At 47.6% G+C, this 21056-nt stretch carries 16 protein-coding genes and 2 pseudogenes; 3 read left to right on the forward strand and 15 right to left on the reverse strand.

All coding sequences use genetic code 11. The features are described from left to right. Nucleotides 1–36: 36 nt before the first annotated feature. From NST07_RS20925 to NST07_RS20950, 6 genes are all read right to left on the reverse strand, one after another. Nucleotides 37–933: a carbohydrate ABC transporter permease gene (locus NST07_RS20925; protein ID WP_341094118.1), complete on the reverse strand. Its 897-nt coding sequence runs from the start codon at nt 931–933 to the stop codon at nt 37–39. A gap of 34 nt (nt 934–967) precedes the next feature. After that, the gene (locus NST07_RS20930; RefSeq protein WP_341094119.1) at nt 968–1918 is read right to left on the reverse strand and encodes an ABC transporter permease subunit; all 951 of its coding nucleotides are present in this window, start codon (nt 1916–1918) and stop codon (nt 968–970) included. Between the two features lie 659 nt (nt 1919–2577). Further along, nucleotides 2578–3369, reverse strand: a complete 792-nt coding sequence (locus tag NST07_RS20935) for a PHP domain-containing protein (RefSeq protein ID WP_341094120.1) — start codon at nt 3367–3369, stop codon at nt 2578–2580. A 35-nt stretch (nt 3370–3404) separates the two neighbouring features. Further along, nucleotides 3405–4241 (reverse strand): energy-coupling factor transporter transmembrane component T, encoded by an 837-nt coding sequence (locus tag NST07_RS20940; protein ID WP_342480105.1) that lies wholly within the window; start codon nt 4239–4241, stop codon nt 3405–3407. Further along, entirely contained in the window at nt 4213–5964 is a 1752-nt protein-coding gene (locus NST07_RS20945) for an ATP-binding cassette domain-containing protein (RefSeq protein WP_341378977.1), read from the reverse strand. The genes NST07_RS20940 and NST07_RS20945 overlap by 29 nt, the downstream gene beginning before the upstream one ends. Further along, nucleotides 5957–6835 carry a cell division protein FtsQ gene (locus NST07_RS20950; protein WP_341378978.1) on the reverse strand — a complete coding sequence of 293 codons (879 nt, stop codon included), beginning with the start codon at nt 6833–6835 and terminating at the stop codon, nt 5957–5959. The genes NST07_RS20945 and NST07_RS20950 overlap by 8 nt, the downstream gene beginning before the upstream one ends. 181 nt (nt 6836–7016) lie before the next feature. Here NST07_RS20950 and NST07_RS20955 point away from each other — a divergent pair, with 181 nt between their 5' ends. The 3 genes and pseudogenes from NST07_RS20955 to NST07_RS20965 all read left to right on the forward strand — a co-directional run bounded on the left by NST07_RS20955 (nt 7017) and on the right by NST07_RS20965 (nt 9105). Further along, a complete protein-coding gene (locus NST07_RS20955) occupies nt 7017–7850 on the forward strand; it encodes a MurR/RpiR family transcriptional regulator (protein ID WP_342480106.1) in 834 nt (277 codons plus the stop codon). A 678-nt stretch (nt 7851–8528) separates the two neighbouring features. After that, nucleotides 8529–8850 (forward strand): annotated as a pseudogene (locus tag NST07_RS20960) (transposase); the annotation flags it as partial. Beyond that, entirely contained in the window at nt 8845–9105 is a 261-nt protein-coding gene (locus NST07_RS20965; protein WP_342481961.1) for a transposase, read from the forward strand. The pseudogene NST07_RS20960 and the gene NST07_RS20965, both read left to right, overlap by 6 nt. Here the strand turns inward: NST07_RS20965 and tnpA are convergent. The 9 genes and pseudogenes from tnpA to NST07_RS21010 form a co-directional block, all read right to left on the reverse strand. Next, nucleotides 9061–9312, reverse strand: a pseudogene (tnpA, locus tag NST07_RS20970) (IS200/IS605 family transposase); the annotation flags it as partial. The gene NST07_RS20965 and the pseudogene tnpA sit on opposite strands and share 45 nt — an antisense overlap. Before the next feature lie 296 nt (nt 9313–9608). After that, nucleotides 9609–11078, reverse strand: a complete 1470-nt coding sequence (gtfA, locus tag NST07_RS20975) for a sucrose phosphorylase (protein ID WP_342480107.1) — start codon at nt 11076–11078, stop codon at nt 9609–9611. Nucleotides 11079–11088: 10 nt separating this feature from the next. Next, nucleotides 11089–12054, reverse strand: a complete 966-nt coding sequence (locus NST07_RS20980) for a sugar kinase (RefSeq protein ID WP_342480108.1) — start codon at nt 12052–12054, stop codon at nt 11089–11091. 73 nt (nt 12055–12127) lie between these two features. Further along, a complete protein-coding gene (locus tag NST07_RS20985) occupies nt 12128–13825 on the reverse strand; it encodes a glycoside hydrolase family 36 protein (RefSeq protein WP_342480109.1) in 1698 nt (565 codons plus the stop codon). 77 nt (nt 13826–13902) lie between these two features. Beyond that, complete coding sequence (locus NST07_RS20990) at nt 13903–14733, reverse strand: carbohydrate ABC transporter permease (protein ID WP_342480110.1); 831 nt, start codon at nt 14731–14733, stop codon at nt 13903–13905. Between the two features lie 20 nt (nt 14734–14753). After that, complete coding sequence (locus NST07_RS20995; protein WP_342424016.1) at nt 14754–15632, reverse strand: sugar ABC transporter permease; 879 nt, start codon at nt 15630–15632, stop codon at nt 14754–14756. A gap of 67 nt (nt 15633–15699) precedes the next feature. Beyond that, nucleotides 15700–16998: an ABC transporter substrate-binding protein gene (locus tag NST07_RS21000; RefSeq protein ID WP_342480111.1), complete on the reverse strand. Its 1299-nt coding sequence runs from the start codon at nt 16996–16998 to the stop codon at nt 15700–15702. Nucleotides 16999–17121: 123 nt separating this feature from the next. Further along, a complete protein-coding gene (locus tag NST07_RS21005; RefSeq protein ID WP_342480112.1) occupies nt 17122–18714 on the reverse strand; it encodes a response regulator in 1593 nt (530 codons plus the stop codon). Beyond that, nucleotides 18707–20521: a sensor histidine kinase gene (locus tag NST07_RS21010; RefSeq protein WP_342480113.1), complete on the reverse strand. Its 1815-nt coding sequence runs from the start codon at nt 20519–20521 to the stop codon at nt 18707–18709. The genes NST07_RS21005 and NST07_RS21010 overlap by 8 nt, the downstream gene beginning before the upstream one ends. Between the last annotated feature and the right edge of the window lie 535 nt (nt 20522–21056).

Below are 21056 nucleotides of genomic sequence, written 5' to 3' on the forward strand. Positions count from 1 at the left end.
CCGGAAGCAAAGACCAGAGGGCCACTGGGCAACAGACTACTCTTTTAACGAGCCTACCAGCACACCCTTCACAAAATACTTCTGAACGAAGGGATACACACACATGATCGGGACGGTTGCAACCATCATCGTCGCCATGGACAAGGATTTGCTCGTGACGGTCTTCATTTGTTCCATGTGGCTTTTGGCCGCTGAATCCATCTGGCTCATCTGCTCGCTCATAATATTGGAATTGAGGATTTGCTGGAGCTTGGTCTGAATCGGCAGCAAATCAACATTGTTGATATAAATGCTAGGCATGAACCAGTCATTCCAATGATAAATGGCTGTGAACAGTGACAATGTCGCGAGCACGGGACCAGATAACGGAAACACGATGCGGAACAATACTCCCCAGTTACTGCATCCGTCTATTTTCGCGGATTCTTCCAGGCCCCCGGGAAGCCCCAGGAAAAAGGTTCGGAAGATAATCATGTTCCACACGCTGATGATCCCGGGAATGACCAGAACCCAGAACGTATTCATTAGTCCCAGTTCCCGAACCAGCAGGAACGAAGGAATCAGACCGCCGCTGAAATACATCGTAACGATGCACATAATCATGTAATACTTGCGCCCTATCAACTCTTGCTTCGTCATGCCGTATGCCAGAATAGCCGTAGCCAGTATAGATAGCAACGTTCCGACTCCTGTCCGAAGCAGCGTGATCACAAAGCCGTTCACAAGCCTTGAATCCTCGAACACAATTTTATAATTGTCCAGTGTGAAGTCGCGGGGCCAGAAGGTAACCCCTCCCATAACCGTATCCATTCCGTTGTTAAATGAAATAACTGCCGCATTCCAGAAGGGATAAAGAGTCACAAACGCCAATACCGATAGCAGAAAATAGATACTCCAGCTCAATATCTTATCTCCAAAACTCATCCTGTGCATGATGCAGCCGCCTCCTTCAAGTCATATCCCCGGATTACCATAAGCTGTTTCCCGATCTTCGTGCGAAGAGATTGGCCATAGTCAGCATGCCTACGCTTATGATCGCCTTGAACAGTCCAGCCGCCGTCGCATAGGAGAATCTTGAATTCTCTATCCCTATCCGGTACACATACGTGTCCAGAACTTCGGAGACATCACGCAATACCGGGTTGGAGCCCAAGAGCAAAATGTCCTCAAATCCCGCACTTAGCAAGTTGCCGATAGCCAGGATCATAAATATGGTAATGACAGGTAGAATGGAAGGAATGGTAATGTGGAAAATCTGCTTAAATCTGCTAGCTCCGTCAATGGAGGCTGCCTCGTAGATATGAGGGTCCACACCCGCAATCGCAGCCAGATACACGATGGACGCAAAGCCGATTTCTTTCCAGACATCTGTCGTTACGAGAATCGTCCAGAAATATTCTGGTATTGATAGGAAGTTAATAGGCTCATCGATCAGATGCACACTTTGCAGAAGAATGTTAATGCTGCCGTTATCGGTCGACAGGAGGGAAATGACAAACCCCGAGACAATGACCCAGGACAGAAAATGCGGCAAATAACTGATTGTCTGAACGACCCGCTTGAATGCAGCCTTTTTGACTTCATTTAGCATGAGCGCCAGAAGGATCGGAGCCGGAAAACCAACGAAAAACTTGAGCAGGCTGATCACCAGCGTATTACGCATCACGGTCCAGAATTCAGGAGCATTGAAGAACATCTCAAAATGCTTGAATCCGACCCAGGGACTATGTAGAAAACCTTTATAAATGCTGTAATCCTGAAATGCCATCAGCACCCCATACATCGGAATGTAACTGAAAACAAAAACGAACAACAATGCGGGAATCACCATCAGTTGAATATCCCATTGCTTGAAAAACCTTCGTGCCAGTGAATCCTGCTTTATCTTATGTTCTTTAGTAACTGAGACTGGAATCATTAACATCCCTCGCTCCCATGTGCTGTAAAATTAAAACCTTTTAACTTTAGTCCTAAAAAAATATCCACATAATTAAAACCTTTTAACTTTCGTCCTAAAAATAAAAGCCTCCTTCCATGCCCGTGAACATTTCATACAGTGAGAGGACCTTTCCTTAAGGGGATTGTAAGCGCTTTTATCGCGTGTGTCAATACCATAAATTTGTATCTGCTATAAATATTAAAACTTCCTCCCCTCTTTAATAATGTTAGTTTATATCACACAATAGACGACTTGTTAGTAGGATTATAAAACATTGATATGAGATTGTCGATACTTTTTGATGTTTTTAATTAAATTCTAGAAAAAAGTGAGTGTTAAACCAATGAAACCAGAACATTCGCCTAACTGACGTTATGTATTATTACATATAACTTATAACTGAGGAGTATAGCAAATATCCATTGACGTTTCGAATTTCCGCGTAGAGCTTTCTGCCGCTGTCATTGCAGGATATTGGTTAGATAATTGATATAATATTATATTTGTCCAAAATGCGTGTAATCAACCTTTGAACATGCCAAGCTTAAGATGATGAACGCATCCTAAGCTTGCTTCAGTTACCGGCAGCCCAGCACCTTCCCGGTGCGGGATCGTGCTGGGCTTCAGAGCATCGCACGCTAAGCCGAGTATTCCTCAGCCTCATCCCTGGACGGGGCTTCGCCCGACATTTGCTTCAGCAGCTTTTTCATCATGACCGAGGCCTTGACCTTGGTGTGCAGGCAGGGAGAAACTTCTATGGAATAATAGCCCTTGCGCACTGCTTCTCTCAATTCCTTCACCGTGGAGCAGGTGCACTCGAGCTTGTTCACTACGCTGCCATATTGCAGGCATTGATGGCTGTCGCTTCCGGCAATGACCGGAACACCCAGCTTGGCAGCAAAAGGAGTAATCAATGCACGGTATACCTCCGCTCCCTGCATGTAAATATCCTTGGCATTGAAATCAAAAGCATCCAGCCGGGCCAGCTGCTCCGGGTCCAGATGATGCAGCGGAGTGGAGCTCCGGAACGGGTGGCCTCCGATTTTCCACAAGTCCCGGGAATCAGCCAGATCCAGCAGCTGACGGAACGGTATGAAATGCCCCTCTTTGGTGTAGCCCTCAAGACTGAAACGGACATCCAGAATATGCTCCTTAAGCCCGATCAGCAGAATATGGCCCGTCTCGGCAATATCCACTTCCATTCCCGGGAAAATCTTTAGGCCGTCCGCCTCGTAATAATGGCCGTTATAAGGATACATACGGTCCAGCGTCTCATACATAGCGAAGAAATTCGAAGTGTTAAAATGTTCAGTCAGGGCGATGGCATCCAGACCGTTCGCTATAGCTTCCCTGACCATCTCCCGGAAGTAATCCGGGGAGAAGCTTGATTTCTTGGACAGCTTGCCATGGGTATGCAGATCTATATTCATAAATGGATTTCTCTCCTTTGTGCTTGAGGGTGAGATTAATAGAGCAAATTCGGATAGGCAGAACCCGCGAGAAACAGCAAACCTATATACACGGCAGAGCCTGCAATAAAAGCCCAGTCGGTTCGTTTCATAGCCAGATATGATAGCTTCATCTTTCGCACCTGCGGATTCTTCACTGCATAAGTATACCCTCTGGTCTCCAGCGCTTCGACGGTTGTCCGGGAACGCTTAGCTGTATTCAGCATCAATGGATAGAAGACCAGCACGATAATCCGCAAATAATAAGCGGCAGTGTGCCAGTACAGGATTCCATGCTTCAGCGGCCTTTGGCCTCTTAATCTGAACGAGAGCAGGATCTGGTGAAACTCTTCCAGCAGTGTGGGCAGAATCCGGTAACCGTAAGACAAGCTGAAGGCAAAAGCATCCGGTACCCCTAGAGAAGACAGTCCGTCACTCAACCGCTCCGGGTCCAGACTGGAGAAGACAGTAATGCTCGCCAGTGAAATGACGGAGAGCTTGAGCGTCAGCGTCAGCATGGGCAGCAGCGATTCCGCCCCGCCCCCGAAAAACAGTGACACCAGGAACATCCAGCCGATCTGGCTGATCAGCCCCAGGCAGAGAATAAATATGATATAGGGACTCACCCGGGACAGGATCGTCGTGATGACCATCAGCACAAACATACCGAGCAAAATCGTCCGGTTGTACACAAACCAGGGCGCAATCGCGAAGAATACATACCAGATCAGCAGCGTGCGCGGGTCCAGCCTTCCGAGGAAAGTACTGCTGCTGTTGTAAGCATTGCCAAGCAGCTCCAGCTTGATCTGCTCGACTGAAATCCGGTTAAGTGCCCGTTTGACTGTTTCCACCATGCGTAACCGCCTCCTTTCTCCATTCCACATTCCGGGTAAATTCTTCCAGGCTGCAGCAGCTGCGGGGCAGCCCCAGGATCCGGCTCAGCTCCATGAGCTGGGTTTCAGCCAGCCCGGCGCGGCGCAGCAACGCGCCATCGGAGAATATTTCATCCTTGCTGCCGTCGGCAATTATCATCCCGTCGTTCATTACGATCACCCGGCTGGCCCATTCCGCTACCAGCGCCATGTCATGGGTGGCGATGACCACAGTCTCCACGTGACTGCGCAGCGTCTCCAGCACCTCTACCATCTCCTGCTTCGTTGAAATATCCAGGTTGGCAGTAGGTTCATCCAGCAGCATCACTGCCGGACGGACAGCCGCGCCAATCGCCAGCGAAACCCGGCGCTGCTGCCCGCCGCTGAGCAGGCGGGCGTCACGCTCGGCCAGCTCCTGCAGACGGAAGGCCTCCATCATCGCTTCTACCGTTTCATCCGTATCCACGAGCCGTCTTGCCTTCAAGTAGTAGGCGATCTCTCCACGCACAGAGTCGTCGATGAACATATCCTCCGGGTTCTGGAACACATAGGAGGCAATACCGGAGAGGCGCTCCGGCGGCAAGCCGTTCACCTTCATTCCCTTGACATGAACGGTTCCTCCGGTTGGTGTGGTGATGCCGGCAATCAGCTTCATCAGCGAAGACTTCCCTGCGCCGTTGTTGCCGATCAGTGCAACCGATTCCCCGGAGCGCAGCTCCAGGTTAATTCCTTTCAGCACCGGATGAACCGTTTTGTGGATGGTCCGGTAGGAGAGCAGGACCTTATCCATCTTGACAATGGCCTCTCCCTTCCGCCCAACGGGTGCGGGAAGCTGCTCTGCGGCAATGGCGGACCATTCGCTGCCGCGGCGGCGCATGAAGCAGCCGCCGCTCTCCCCGGTGTTCAGCGGATAAAGCATTCCGCTCCGGGGTCCGGGCTGCAGCATCCAGGCTGCCCGGGTCACATCGGGCGGATAGATGCCCAGCGCCAGCAGTTCCTCCACCGAAGACAACGCTTCGCGCACCGGCTTGTGCCAGCGCAGCCTGCCGCCGTCCATCAGCACAACCGAATGGCAGTATTCCGCAATGAACTCGGCATGATGCTCGATAACGATGATGGTTTTGCCGTGCTGTTCATTCAGGCGGCGCAGGATGTCGTAGATTTGACGGGCATGCTGCGGATCAAGCTGAGCAACCGGCTCGTCAATGACCAGAATATCCGGGTCCATAGCCAGCGCTCCGGCCAGTGCAAGCAAATGCTTCTGCCCGCCGCTGAGCTGCCAGATGGATTCGCTGCCCATGCCGCTGAGTCCGGTCAGCGCAAGGGCCCGTTCTCCCCGCTCCCGGTAATCGGCCAGGCCGTAATTCAGCGGGGTGAAGCATACATCATCCAGCACAGTCGGACGGACCAGCTGATTCTCAAAATCCTGGTAGACATAGCCCATATGTCTGGAGAGCTGGCTTACGCTTTTCCCGGCTGCAGATTCTCCACGCAGCAGAACCTCACCTTCAAAATCACCAGTGTAATAATGCGGGATCAGACCGTTGAAGCATTTGCAGAGCGTTGATTTCCCCGAACCGTTGCTGCCCATCACCGCAATGAAGTCACCTTCCTCAAGCTTGAGCGATACCTCCTGCAGCACCGGCTGCTCGGCACCCGGATACGTAAACGTTACTTCCTTCAGTTCAAGTACCGGCTTACGCATCAAATTGGCCTCCCCCCTGCCGCCTGCGGGCAGCGCGGCGCAGCATCACAATAATCACAGCTGCAGCAACAACCGCAGCGGCCAGCATACTCAGCCAGATCAGACTTCCCTCATGAGATTCGGCCCCAGGCAGCTCGAACTCACCGATGCTCCAGCCGGATTCAGACAGCAGCTCCGCACCAAGCGCCAGCAGTGACAGGATAATTCCGCCAATGATGAGCTTCGGTGACAGCCAGGCACCGCTGGCGTATTTCATATTCCGTTCGCGGGGTTTCATTCCAAGCAAGGGTTCGATTTTTCCGTATAAACGCGGCACCAGGTATAACGTCGGCAGCAGCGCAAACAGGATGCCGGAGAACAGCACATCATTCAGAAAACCCACACCCTCAATGATTACAATACTTTCGGCCAGTCCTTTAACGGCTTCCAGCTCCTCGACCCCGACCCATACCTTGACGATGTCGATGACCGAGCTGAAGAACTGGTGGATGGCCACCCCGCTGATTGCCGCCACCCCAACCTGCCTGCGGTTCTTGGGATCGGAGACCATGCGGCCTGCCGTGTACATCGCCAGTGAGAAGGTAATGAATTTCTCCAGCTCTCCCAGCCCGCCGAATTGGCCGAGCATCAGTTCGCCGAAGATTACTTCACCAACAGCGGCACCCACGGCGGCATACAGCGGATGAAACAGCATGCAGAGCGTGAGCGGGATGAAGGCGAAATACTCGACAGACAGCTCAATCGGCCCAAGCTGCAGGCTTGGAATCAGCTCCGTGAACATGTTGGACAACCCGTACAAGGACATGGACAGCACAAAAATCATCATTTTTTGCGATTGGGTCAGCGTATAACGGTTTTTTAACGTACTCATGAACAATCGGCCCCCTCCAGGAAATTACCTTAAGTATAGAAAGTGCGTGTCAGCACAGCTTTTCCCGATTGTTAATGCAATGTAATGTTATTTTCAGTTTTTTTAACGGTGTAAAAATATTTACAACACACTGGGACCGTATAGTGGAAGCAGAATCTTCTAATCAGGAGGCCTTACCGCTATGTACAAAGACTGGAACCGCCGCCCCTTTTCGCCGAATCAAAGGATCCTTGCCGATTTCATCCCCAAAAATGAGCAGCGCGTCTTATACATGACCGAGCAGGAGATCGCCAACGAGCTGGGCTTAAGCATCGCTTCGGTCTCCCGGTTCTGGAAAGCCGCCGGGTTCAAGCATGCCAAGGACTTCAAAAACCGGCTCCGTTTCCGTTTTGAATCCACTCCGTCCGAAAAAATGCGCGATGTGATGCAGCGGACCGGAAGCGGCTCCCTCCCGCAGAAGCTGCTGGAGATCAGCTCGCATCATCTGGAGGAGACCAGCCGGTATTTGAATGACGCGCTGCTGCAGCGTGCGGTAGAAGCCCTGTCTGCGGCCAGGCAAATCTATGTTTACAGTCCCGGACCCTGTGCGGGCCTCGCTGAACTGATGGCTTACCGGATGGCCCGCTTTGGAATTTCGATCAAACGGATGGCCCCGAGCGGTCACGAGCTGCTGGAAACGTTGATGCATGCCGGGAAAAAGGATGTTGTGCTGGTGTTCGGATTTGTCCAGCTTTTGCCGGAAACGGAGGTAATTCTCGATTACGCGCGCGAAGCGGGGTATGTGGTCATCCTGATTACCGACAGACTGGTCTTCCCCCGTTCCTATGATGCCGATATCGTGCTGTACGCGGGACGCGGCGAAGTATGGGAGTTTCACTCCATGGTTGGCCCGACCTACATTATCGAGAATCTGATCCTCGGTGTGGGGCTATTGAGCAAGGAGCACAGTCTGCGCAAGCTGGATAAGCTTCAGCAGCTGCGGGCTAGATACGGCAGTAAGCTTCCGCGGAGCTGAGCCGGTTGAGCCGGAGCTGAGGGCCGATATACCAGTCAGGTTAGTCTCGTTAGTCTTGTTAGTAGTACTAGTCACGCCATCACGCTGGTATCGCCACATTAAGAAAGTCTAAAGTTACAAAAAACCGTCTAGTCAGAGGTGTGAAGTGCCCCATTAGAGTAGACATTGGAAATGACATTGAAATAGACATTGGTATAGACAGTGGAATAAACCTTGGTCTATCTGGTGCCTCTGCTTCGGTTTTTTCAAGGTACCGCATATAGTTTGTCAGGATTTCAAAGGAACCCGTTAAATCCAGATTAAGAGTCCGACAGTTGGGGTAGAGGTTCAGTCCAGCCGCGTCAGCGCGCAAAAAATCTTTGGCGCAAAATGGAGTAGGCCAAGCCGTTACACAATCAAGGGGCTGTCACAAAAGCCATGAAATGGCTGCTTGGGACAGCCCTTGTTTTGTAGAAAGATAAACTTGAGCACTTAGAGTGGACGCTCCGCGAATGGACCGTTGTTCCAATCGCTGTTGTCCCCAGATTTTTTTGATTCTCCTTAGCTGTGAAAATCCGGGGACAAAGGCGACCGCTACCGCTTTTCCACAATCAGTCCGTCCTCTCCACTGTTTAAGCGGAAATTGTTTCTACATCTTTTAAAAAAACAACAAAGAAATCGCCCATCGGCTGGACGACGCTCTTTGACGCTGTCTATCCTGGCGGCGGCCGCGACAGCTACCACCCTAAGATGCTTACCAAAGTCATTATTTACGCCTATACTCAGCGAATCTATTCGTCTCGTCAAATCGCTAAAGCCGTGTGAGAGAACATCCCTTCATGTGGCTGGCCGGACGGCAGCGACCCGACTTCCGCACTCTTAATCGCTTCAGTTTCTGGTTGACGAAAAATACGTGTCTTTGGAGCATTACTTTGTGGATGGCACCAAGATTGAGGCCAATGCCAATCGCTACACCTTTGTTTGGGGCAAAGCGGTCAGCAAACACAAAGCGAAATTGCAGGAGAACGTCCATGCTCTGTTTGCGGTACCAGAAGCAGGCTCGGAACATCCTGCGAAGCGAAGAAGGCTATGCCCTGGCCGTGTGTTTGGCCAACTGAAGAACAACCGGGGCTTCCGGCGATTTCTGCTACGAGGAATGGAAAAAGTGACCCTCGAAGTCGGGTGGCTTTCCCTTGCCCACAATCTACTGAAGCAAGCCACAAATGACCTAATTTGCATGCTTATCGAAGATCATCAGTGCACTTTCCCCTTTTAGGTATCCCATAAAGCTAGATACGCTCATTTTCGGTGGGATACTGACCAGCATATGGATAGGGTCTGGCATGAGGCGTCCCTCGATAATCTCTACTCCTTTATATCCGCACAGTTGCTTCAAAATGTCTCGTATACTTTCCTTGTATTGATTGTAGATCACCTTTCTTCTATACTTTGGGGTGAATACGATATGGTATTTAGCTTGAATACTCCTATTTTAACGCTTGCATCAGGTGGTTTTTTGCTATAAGCATTACTACACCACCCGCATAGCAGGTGTTTTTTTGTTTTCCACGCTTCACGTACTCATCTGGCTAAAGCCACTAATAAAAAAGATCGCATAGCTCTCAATACTACATGAGGGCCATGCGATCTTCTCCACCTTTCCCCCTATGGAAAAGGATCATTTAATCATACTTCCTAATTGCTCCTATCATCTTTTTTCTTATTAGCTATTGTGATTACACTTCATCATATTTAAATGTTGTACATGAGCCGCCTTGATTAAACGATAAAAGGTTCAGTTGAACCTGTCTCGTTTACGCAAAAAATAGTAGTGTTATAATTCTTTAAATTTACGTGCAACTCGCAACTCGTAGTCTCATGTTGCCATGAAAGCCTCAACTCGTCACTTTGGGCAGTAATGTCTGAAAATTTGCCATTGAAAGCATTGTGATTGTTACGAAACCGAATTAGCTTTAGTAGCCGTTGCACAATAGGTTTCTCAACAGCTAGCTCAATCTCATCGAGCGAATAATTATGACGATTGATGTCCCGGCCCTCTCCAGTGAGGTTTGCCAGTTCGTAGTCATTCTCTCCCGCAAACAAACCGACGTAGTAGACCTGCGGTACGCCTGGTGTAAAGAACTGGATCGCCCTTGCTGCAAGATACGCATCATCATTCCGGTCCAACGCATCGTAGAATGTGCAGCGGATCTGATGGACATCGAAACCGTCTTTATCCTTATGCTCATCGGACACGATAAGACTTAGGTTCGCGCCTCGCTCCACACAATGGTTCACCAATTTTTTTGCCTCATTTGTGTCGATTAAACCATCCATATCCGGTTTTACCGGGATGCCGTCATGGCAATCCAGCAGGGTGAATTGCTTATGCGGACGACTCCTCAGATATTCGCTTAACTCCTCGCTTGAACGATTGATTAATGCTTCCAGCACCCGATACGGCAGAATAAAATCGTAGATCCAGAAGCCATGCTTCGCCAGTTTATGCTGAATGCTGTAATGCGAATGGACTTCAGGCAACAACTCGATATTCATCCTTTTTGCCATGTCCATGATCCAATCTAAAAAACTGTAAATGTCAGGCTCCACGAAGAAACAACTTGTTCCTAGTTTTTTTATGACGTAACCGACTGCATCCAAGCGGACAATCTTAATATTGTTTTTCTGAAAATTCTCGAAAAATCGGGTCAGAAGTTCCTTTGTCTTTTCGGATCCAATATCCAAATCGATTTGTTCGGACGGATCAGTTTTACCAAAAGTAGTCCACACTCGTTCTTCCTTGCCAGAGCTACGAATCGCAAATGTGGAATACGGTAAGGGACGCCTTAAGAACATTTTTTCGATATCCTGCTGAAGAGGCTCTCCATCCTGCCAGATTTTATCCAGCGTTAGGAAGAGATCGGTGTATTCGGAATCGCGTCCTTTTTCGAGAAAGTCTTGAAAATAAGACGATTGCTGCGATATGTGATTAACCATTAAGTCAACGAGAATATCATAGTTCTCTCCAATTGCTTTGATATCCTCCCATGAACCAAAGGATGGTTCAATTTCCAGATATGTCAGAGGAGCAAACCCCCTGTCACCCGAGGATGGAAATGGCGGAAGAATGTGTACTCCACCTTCGAAAATATCCGAGAAATACTTTTTGAGAACATGATGCAGAGTGTTTAAATCCCCGCCCAAAGAATCGGGATAGGTAATCAACTGTACTTTATTTTTGACGCCCATTGCGATCCTCCTAAATCGAGTATAGTTCTTTAATGGCCTCCAGCTTAGGTAAATCTACGACCGCACCTGTAAATTTCAATTTATAGGCGCTGACAGCAAACCCCAGCGATAAAGCTTGCCGAATCGTGAATCCTTTAACAAGCGCCGAGTAAAACCCTGACCAGAAAGCATCGCCCGCTCCTGTTGTATCCACTACTTCAGTCGCAAGAGTGCCGAACGTTACAGTCTCTTTACCATTGGATACGATTGCTCCGTTCTCCCCCAAGGTCATGATAACAAGTTTTGCGCCTAGGTTTAAAATCTTATGAACTTGATTTTCTGGCGTATCTCTGCCAAATAACCGTTCCGCGTCATCCTCCGACGGCTTAATAATATCTACCATACCTATGATTGACTTCAAATACTCAATACCATCTTCATTTCTATTCCAGATCATAGGATGATAGTTAGGATCAAATCCGATTAAAATCTGATTTTTTCTCGCTGTTTCAATCAATGACTCCATTGTATGCCGTGAAGGCAGCATAGAAATTGGCCAACAGGAAAAATGTAATATTTTTGATTGCATTAACGCATCTTCCAGTTCAGCTTGGAAGCTAAGATGATGGTCAGCACCCCTGTAAAAAATGGGGATGGGTGAAGATTTGCTCTTCGTGACCAGCACCATACTGGTTGCTAGCGGTAATCGTTCCACCAAATGCGGCTCAATGCCAGCATTACGCAGTTCATTGACCAAAAAAAGACCCAATCCATCTTCTCCTACCGCTGCGGCTACCTGAGAATGAATGCCCAATTTACGTGCATTCATGGCAATATTAGCGGGTGATCCGCCAAAAAACTTATGATAGGTTGAGCTTTGGAACTCCTCATCATAGTCGTCCGATATGAGATCAACAAGTAATTCGCCAACAGCTAATACGTCGTTAGCTGCTGCTGAGAAATCAATTGCTTGGTTAAAGTTAAACGAGTAGACCAATAGCTGGTTGCTCCTTCCATTCCTTTACTCTACTTCATTTTATCATGTGCATATCTGCCTCGCGTGTACCTGATCAGCCAAGCTGCAGCTTGATTAGGCCGGAAGGAGGGACTGGGATAAGATGAACTCCGCGATTTAGTAGAGTTTGCTGCTCATTGACAATCTCCCCCTGACAATTCCGCACGATTAACCGTGCCTCTATCTCATGATCCACAATAATCGTCACTTGATCGCTAGGAGTGCCGTTTACAATGTAATAATATTGCTCCACCTTGAAGCTAATCCGTACTAACGCATCACTGTATACGGCTGCTAGCCACTGCTTCTCATTGTATGCATAGATGACCGGGTACAATAGATCCGGTGCCGTGGGCATAAGCGTTCCGTCCAGCAGTAAATTGCGATGCTCACGCCAAAACCCTAACCAGAACCTCGTCACGGCAACATGCTCATCCGGAAGCTGGTCAAATAACACCGAGACTTGTGGTACCGAAAACAATGCATGTATGAATTGCAGTGCAACGTTCTTCGGCTCATCTTTACCATTCCACATCATCATATCGGAATGCACGGCCGTATTGCCGCATAACAGCCGAATGTCGATCGACCCGATTCGGTTCTGACTGTAATTGTTAGGACAATCTCCTACCCGAAATATATTTCCATATTTCCTCATTAATGGACCGATATACTTCTGACGAAATTCAATCATAATGTCCGGCTTCATTGCGCGCAGCCGGAACATTGTGTCTGTCAGCAGCCGGTCAACGGCCTCTGGTACGGAGTCGTAATCCCTCCCGCCGCCATGAGAGTTTTTCTGCTCCTCCGACAGATTGAACGAATCCACGAAGTCCAGTTTAAAGCCGTCAATTGCCCATTGCTGCAAGGCCTGTTCATAAATACCGATTAAATACTCCCGTACCTCCGGGTAGCGAGGGTCGAGGACAGCGGTACCATCTTCGTATCGATTCATAAACATGCCTTCAAAGCTGTTCCATGCTTTTGAATGGATTCCCACAAAGGGGACCGAATACCACAGCAAAAACTTCATTCCGAGCCCATGCACCTTCGCAACAAGCTCCTTCATATCCGCTATTCTCTCGCTGGATACCTGCCAATCGCCGCAGTAGGCATAACCACGTTCCGAATTAGATGTATGCCAACCATCATCGATAATGACCGCTTCACAGCCCAAGCTCTTGGCCAATCTGCACTGCTGCAGGATCTGTTCCGGAACAAGCTGCTGATGGAAGCTATACCAGGTGGAATACATCGGAAGTCTGGCTTCCTCTGGCACAGCAGAAGGAGCATATCCGGGTTGGGAAGACCACCACTCGCCGACTTCCTTCAGGCATTCCGAATAGAACCGTTCGCGTGTGTCGATGCGAAGCATCACCTCGTAATGAGCGATCGGTGAACAGGCTTCCGTGAATAATTCCACCATCACATCAAATTCCGCTGATTCTTCGTGAATTCCTACTCGTATTTTGACTGGATTTAGTGCATCGGAAAGAGCGAACGTGAGCTTATTCCGCCCGAGCGCATTGTAAAGAACGGCCACTGGAGCCAAAGAAGTCGCCTTCGAAAGAAACGGCTCGTTAAAGTCAACGCGAAGCCCTCTCTCCCGATTGACTCCGGGGTCCCAATACCCGGCAACATCGACTGCTGGGTGACGCCAGGAGATTACAATATCACTTGGATCTTGGGGCTGATCGGAATCCATCACGAACCGGATAACAGAAGCCCCTTCATCTTCGGATAATAGCTCCATACCAAAACGAAATCGTTCTTCGCCCCCCCGGATGTTCAATCCATATGACCCTGCTTGCAACAACATATCGTATCACCTTATCCTTTCACAGCCGAACTTACGGTAAGCGATTTTTCTACCTGTTCAGAGAACAACAGATAAATCAGAATCGTTGGAATCGTCGATATTACCATGACGGCTCCCATGGCTCCCCAATCGGAACTAAATTGGGTTTGGAAATACAACAGGCCAAGCGGCAAAGTTTTCAACGCATTGTCGCTGATCATCACCAAAGCGACCAGAAATTCGTTCCAGGCAAATAGAAAGACGAAAATACTCACAGAAGCGATGGCCGGCTTCACCAGCGGTACCATGATCCTGAAAAATGTCGTATACACACTGGCCCCATCAATGGCAGCCGACTCTTCCAGCTCCGGAGGCAACGAACGGAAGTAACCATAAAACGCAATCGTGGCAAAAGACAACTGGAACGCCACATAGGGCACAATCACCGCCAAATAGCTGTCTTGCAGATGCAGATTACGTTCAATCACAAGAAGTGGGATCAGAATGATCTGCATCGGAATGAACATTCCTGCGGTCATATAGATCCGGCTAGCACCCGCAAACTTCCACTTCATTCGCGCTACAGCATAAGAGAACATCAGTGCTAGAATCAGGGTTCCCGCCACAGTGGCCACCGATACAATGAGACTGTTCTTGAAATACATGAAAAGATCGAAACCATTGAAGGCATTACGGTAATTTTCTATTCTCCACGGATGAGGAGGACCAAAACGGTTCGTAAAGAAAATTTCTTCATTATTTTTAAAGGAATAGAAAAGCAGCCATAGCAACGGATACACGCTGACCACAAGATAAAGGGACAGCATGATGTATAGCGGAGACTTTTTCAACTTGCTACTCAACACTTTCTTGGCCTCCTCTCTTAGATGTATTTTTCTTTTGCCACAAATTTGTTGATCAGGATCGTAAACAGCAGGCACTCAATTACCAGGAATGTTGCCGCGGTCGACCCATACCCGTATTCACCCGACCGGAATGCAGCTTTATACATCATGAAGGTGAAGGTGTACGAGATGTTGCCGGGTCCTCCGTTGGTCATAACAAACATGTTCTGAAAAGCGTTCAAGCCACCTGTAATCGCCATGACCAGTCCGAATTTATATGTCTCGCTCAGCAGCGGCAGCGTGATTTTCCAATGTGTTTTCAGATAAGACGCCCCGTCGATTTTGGCTGCCTCATAGAGCTGCTCGGGAATTGATTTAATCGCCGTATAAATCAGTACAAGTTGAATACCCATATTCTGCCATGCATTTGTGAAGGCAATGGCCCAGATAGAGGTGTGGGTTCCACTCAGCCATGATTGCTGATAGTTCAGTCCTAACAGCGAGAACAAGCTGTTGAGCAGCCCGCCATCAGTATTATAGATAGCAACCCACAGTTGTGACACAACAACCCCAGACAAGACAACCGGAATAAAGTAAGCCGTTTTGAAAAACCGGTGCCCTTTTAATCCAGGCGTGCTCAATACGATAGCCAGCACGGTTCCGATACCAAGCTGAAAAATGACGAGCACCAAGGCAAAGATCAGACCGTTTTTTAGGGAAACCCAAAAATCGTCATCCTGAAACAAGCGAACGTAGTTATCCAGACCAATTAAGGTAGCTTTCCCAATTCCGTCCCACTCGTAGAAGCTTTTCTGAAAGGTTTGCAGAATTGGAAAGACAACAATGAGTGTGAAGAAGATCAAGGTAGGAGCAGTAAAAACTAGCAAGGCTATATTGTTTTTTTGTTTGGCTGTCATGGGGTCCTCCTTTGCAAAAAAACAGGATATTCTAGAAAGAATAACCTGTTTCTCTGCCGGTTACTTTCTATTTGCGAGCGTTTTCCAAAGCCTTGTTCATATCATTTGTGAAACCATCCACGCTTTGACCGTTGAGCAGCTTCTGTACGTTGTCCTCCAGGGAGGTCTTGAATTTGGGATTTTCCAGCCCCCATGGGAAGACGGTCATCGTTTTGAAGTTGACGGCATCCTCTTTATACTGTTTCTGAATGGGGGAGAAGCCGTTCTTCGGCTCGGGATTGTCAATCTGAACCGGGTTCGGATCGCCGAGGAGGTAGACACGCTGCTTCCCATATTCAAGGGAGAAAAGCGCAGCATATTTCGCCGCAACTTCCTTGTTATTTGAATTCTTCGATACGGCAAACCCCCCGCTTGCGCCGCCGCCGCTTACATTCCATTTGTGATCCGCAATTTTATCCTCATCGGTAAGCGGCGTATAGAGGATGCCAAACTTATCGCCCATTTGCTTGTAGAAATCGTTCATAGCCCATGCGCCGTTTAAGATCATAGCCGAATTTCCGGAAGTAAATTGAGCCAGAGCATCATCCCAGGTCATGGTAAAGGCATTCTTCGATAACATACCGGCTTTTACAAGTTCAGATATTTTTTGCGAGGCACCTTGGTAGGCTTCATCCGAGAAATCGCCTTCCCCGTTATCCAGCCTCTTGATTCCTTCTGGCTCCGACCCCACCACGGCCATATCATATAATTGCACGCCTGGCCACTTCTCTTTGGCAAACAGCGAGAGCGGCGTAATCCCGGTTGAATGAAATGCATTTACGGCTTGCAAGAACTCCGTATAATTTCCTGGAACCTTTATGTTGTTTTTTTGGAAAAGCTCTTTGTTGTAATAAATGACGGCTGACCATTGCCCAACTTCCGGAACGGCGTAAATATGACCGTCCTTGTTACGCAGTGTCTTCTTGGTAATATCATTGAGCAAGTCCTCGATTTGATTTTCTTTCACCACTTGATCCAGTTCCATCAGATTGCCCGAGTTCTTCAACACTTCAATCAATCCGCTCGAAGCGTTGAAAATGTCAGGCAGACTTCCCGCCGCCGCATACGTCTTAATCTTCTGGTCGTCATCCTGGGCAGCCACCTCGAATTCCACATCAACCTCCGGCATCTTCTCTTTCATCGCCGCCTTGGCCGCATCATACACCTGAATGTTCTCTCCGCTGTACTGGGCGTAAAACTTCAGCTTGATCTGTTTAGCCTCAGCTTGTCCCGATTCGTCATTGGCAGCGTTATCATTTTTGGGGCTGCATGCCGTCAAAGCGGCGAGTAAAGCGATTACCAAAAATACAGTTGAAGACCTTTTCATTGTTTTGAACATCCCCGATCCCTCTCTTCTCGCAAGTTGACTTAACATAGGTAATTGTATTAAAGATCATTCTTAGGCAGAAGGGACGAATCGGAACACATATGGACATTTCGGACAGAATTTCTACTTTCGCTTGATGACCTCATATTCGCTGGGCGATAATCCGGTATTCTTCTTGAAGCTTTTGCTGAAATGGCCTGGGTCGCTGTAACCTACCATCTGTGAAATGTCAGCCAACCTCAAATTTTGTCCAGAGACGAGCAGTTCCTTCGCTTTTTGCATTCTGATTTCGGTAATGTATTCACTTACGCCCATTCCTAGTTCCTGATTGAATATCTTACGAAGATATCGGGACTGGACATAAAGTTGCTTGGACACTTCCTCCACTTTAAGCTGGCTGTCCTGAAAATGGGCATGAATATAGTCACGAGCAGCCTCCAACAATTTTCCTGATTTGGAGTGTTTCATGTTCTCTGACTTCTCAATTGTCATCTGGTACAACTCTCGGATCCATTCAAAGGCAGCCTCCAGAGAAGGCTTTCTGGTGATTTCCTGAAAGGGGGAAAAACCATCAGGAAAAATCTCCTCAACCGTTTTACCGATTTCATAGATATAAGTCAGGCATAGCGAAACAAGCCCTGCTAAAATCATATGGATATAATCGCTCGTCAATTGATGACTGCGAATAAATTGCTGGATGGCACTTAGGCTTTTGAAAATCTCATCCTGGTCATGAAGCCTCAAATACACGAGTAGCTTCTCATTCATTTCACTGGGGTAAAATCCGATATTGCCGAAACGCAAAGCAATCTGTTCATAGAACACGACATCTTTTTGCTCCATCGAAATCTTATTGCTAAGGACGATGACCGATTCCGTATAGGACTGGTGAATGGATGAGATCCCCTTCCCTGGCCGGCCAATCCCTACTTTGACGCTAAACCCGAAATGTCGCTTAATCAACTGGCAAAGTCGTGAAAAGTATTCCTCCAACCGGCCCGGATCGTCGCTGCCCGCAAGCTCTAAAATCGTAACCACCCGGTTTTCTGGCCCTTCAAAGATGTAATAACTTTCTTCACTCGTTTTCAAGTCATTTAGGATGTTCGAAATGATGAGTTTCCGCAGACTAATCTCATCTGCATCCGCATAATCCTGATATTGGTCATCCATCTCAACGGCAACCACTTGAAACGCTGAGTTCAAATCCTGAATATCTAATATACTCAATTGATTCAACATTTTTTTGTCCTCATTACCTACCCCTTTGCTGATCAGTTGGTTAAGCAAGCTCTCCCTCCAGATCGACTTTTCCTTCCTAGTTTGATCCTGTTCAAGCCTGTACTTGTCCGCTTCACTTTTCATCTTGATGACCGCCGCGAGTAGTTCCTCTTCGTCAAACGGCTTTAGAATGTAATCCGACACCCCGATTTTGATGGCTTGCCGGGCATATTCAAACTCACTGTGGCCCGTTACGAATAATACAATTGTAGAAGAATGCTTCTCCTTAATAGCAGTCGCAAGCTCAATTCCATTCATATATGGCATATTAATATCAATGAGTGCGAAGTCAGGGGATTCGCGCTCAATCAGCTCAAGTGCTTCAACTCCGTTCTTCGCTTCACCGCAAACGCGAATGCCGTGAGTCCCCCAATCAATCGCACCTATCAGGTATTTTCGAAACACCGCTTCATCATCCGCTATGATCGCTTTATACATTCTGTCCATTTCCTTTCATATTTAAGGGAATATGCACTATAACATCAGTACCTTCCCCCACTTTGCTCGATACATTAACTCCGTAGGGTTCTCCGAAATACAATCGAATCCGCTCTCCCACACTGCTTAAACCGAAGGAATTCTTATCCGTATTATTCAGGCTCAGTTGCTTCAATTCAGGAAGTGAAAATCCGATGCCGTCATCGGACACTTTGATACAAACGGTCTCCTCCTGTTTGTAACCGGTAATGATAATATGCCCAAAATCTCCTTTTTCTTTAATCCCATGATAAATGCTATTCTCAACCAATGGCTGGAGCGTGAGCTTGGGAAGCTTACAGCCCAGCAGCTCATTGGGGATTTCAATGCTAAAATCGAACAGATCCGCATAGCGGATTCTTTGAATTTTCAAGTAGTTTTCCACGTTTTGAATCTCTTCCCGCAGCGTGATGATATCTTTGCCGTTGCTCAGTGCAATGCGGTAAAAGTCAGCCAGCGCCTTAGTGGCCCTGCCCGCTTCATCACTCTCACCAGACCGGCATAAGACGTAGATGAGATCCAACGTATTGTAGAAGAAATGAGGCTTGATTTGCTCTTGAATCAGCGCCAGCTCGAATTCTCGTTTTTTCTGTTGCTCATTCTTCACTCGATTGAGCAGCTCCTGAATTCTACCCATCATCTTGTTGAGACCGGCAGCTAGTATCCCGACCTCATCACCTCTTCCTACTTCAAGGGGCTTATCGATATTCTCCTCGTTAATCCGCTTCATATATTGGGCCAAAGACATGATAGGGGTTGCAATCGATTTGGACAGGATCATCGCTCCGAATACGGCCAGCAGAAGGCATATGAAACCAATGACCAAAATAACGATTGATACCTGCCTCGAATCTCGGGTCAGTTCCCGAAGAGGTGTCTCATTGATCAGCCGCCACCCTTGCTGTTCAAAGCCAGTGGAAGTATACAATATTTTTCGCCCTTCAGAGTATCCAATCTTCTCCACGGTCCCGGCTGCAGACACCTCACCTCCAACTTCTGCGCCCTGCTCCGCAGGAGTCAAAATCCTATTCTTGTCTGAAGAGGAGACAATATTCCCCCTTTCGTCAATCACATAGTAAACGCTCGACTGAAGCGAGCCTACGGATCGATAGACCGACTCAAATGTTTTTTCGTTAATATTGACCAAAAGATAACCAAGGGTTTCCAGCGTCTCTAAATCCAGTATCTTTTTACCGATCGTATAGACAGTATCTCCCTTGCTCATCACCCAAAAAGACCTGCGCTGCATCGGAAATCCGATATTTTTTCCATTGCTTTGCTGAATTACCCGAAACATCGGGCTAGTCAACCCTTCCCGGGTTCCCGTAATCAGGGCTGGATTTGTGCTGTACACATGCATGCTCCGATCGATAAATATCGCAGAATCCACTTCAGGGAACAGCATCATGGCAATATCCAACCTGTCCTCAACCCTATTGAGGAGATCGTAATCCGAAGTCTGCAGTTCATCCTGCCAAGATTCATTCGGTTCGATCAACTTTAATTTTGTTTCTTTATTCAAGTCCTGCATCAAGATGTTGGCGGAAGCATTGGAACTGGACAAAACATTCTCTATTTTCATGACGATCAGCCTGGATTCATCCAGAACATTCTTCTTTGTATTCTTAATGATTGCATCCGTATTCATGATGTAAGAAAAGAATCCAAGAGCAATAATTGGAATGACAACAAGCGGAAAATAAACAAGCATGATTTTCTTTTTGATACGTTGATTCTTTATCCATATCCTGATCCTGTCGATATTCATATGATAAAAGTCCTCCTCTCCTTACTACAACAAAGGGTCCAGAATTCAATCGTTGTATAGCTATAAGGGCTTGCCCGGCTAAATTAACAAAGTAACTGCTGTGATCAAAACGATGCATAGCTAATATGAGTTCAAGCATTAATTGCTGCTTGCAATCTTCGTTCAGCTTCCCAACCTGTCGCGAATAATTGTGAATTAATGGATCGTATCTGTGGATATGCTCGACTACAGCTTGTTTATCGCCTTTCTAAGCGAGCTGATCTAGATCAATTACTTCGCACATTGGAATACCTCATTTTATTTTCCCAATATTAAAAAGATATAGGTAGCAGACTTAGAACTGTTTCGCTGTCTTACCTTGCATTTAATTCAGGTACAGTACTTGTTTTCTTCTGGGCTTAATGTATTAATAGCTTCTGGTAAAATAAATAATGTAAACACTGAAGCCCTTTTCAACAGCAATCTAAGTCATAAGTTCAGAACCCATTATAACATCCTCATTCTTTTGTTGTCCCATCGGATAAATGAGAGGAAC

The organism is Paenibacillus sp. FSL L8-0340, from assembly GCF_038593145.1.
GTDB lineage: Bacteria > Bacillota > Bacilli > Paenibacillales > Paenibacillaceae > Paenibacillus_AQ.

What these genes read in the sequence shown, in the direction of transcription:
- NST07_RS20985 (WP_342480109.1), bottom strand. Translation starts at nt 13,825, where the DNA reads ATGGAGCTATTATCCGAAGATGAAGGGGCTTCTGTTATCCGGTTCGTG.
- NST07_RS20925 (WP_341094118.1), bottom strand. Translation starts at nt 933, where the DNA reads ATGCACAGGATGAGTTTTGGAGATAAGATATTGAGCTGGAGTATCTAT.
- NST07_RS21010 (WP_342480113.1), bottom strand. Translation starts at nt 20,521, where the DNA reads ATGAATATCGACAGGATCAGGATATGGATAAAGAATCAACGTATCAAA.
- NST07_RS20995 (WP_342424016.1), bottom strand. Translation starts at nt 15,632, where the DNA reads ATGACAGCCAAACAAAAAAACAATATAGCCTTGCTAGTTTTTACTGCT.
- NST07_RS20955 (WP_342480106.1), top strand. Translation starts at nt 7,017, where the DNA reads ATGTACAAAGACTGGAACCGCCGCCCCTTTTCGCCGAATCAAAGGATC.
- NST07_RS20950 (WP_341378978.1), bottom strand. Translation starts at nt 6,835, where the DNA reads ATGAGTACGTTAAAAAACCGTTATACGCTGACCCAATCGCAAAAAATG.
- gtfA (WP_342480107.1), bottom strand. Translation starts at nt 11,078, where the DNA reads ATGGGCGTCAAAAATAAAGTACAGTTGATTACCTATCCCGATTCTTTG.
- NST07_RS21005 (WP_342480112.1), bottom strand. Translation starts at nt 18,714, where the DNA reads ATGTATAAAGCGATCATAGCGGATGATGAAGCGGTGTTTCGAAAATAC.
- NST07_RS20945 (WP_341378977.1), bottom strand. Translation starts at nt 5,964, where the DNA reads ATGCGTAAGCCGGTACTTGAACTGAAGGAAGTAACGTTTACGTATCCG.
- NST07_RS20935 (WP_341094120.1), bottom strand. Translation starts at nt 3,369, where the DNA reads ATGAATATAGATCTGCATACCCATGGCAAGCTGTCCAAGAAATCAAGC.
- NST07_RS20940 (WP_342480105.1), bottom strand. Translation starts at nt 4,241, where the DNA reads ATGGTGGAAACAGTCAAACGGGCACTTAACCGGATTTCAGTCGAGCAG.
- NST07_RS20930 (WP_341094119.1), bottom strand. Translation starts at nt 1,918, where the DNA reads ATGATTCCAGTCTCAGTTACTAAAGAACATAAGATAAAGCAGGATTCA.
- NST07_RS21000 (WP_342480111.1), bottom strand. Translation starts at nt 16,998, where the DNA reads ATGAAAAGGTCTTCAACTGTATTTTTGGTAATCGCTTTACTCGCCGCT.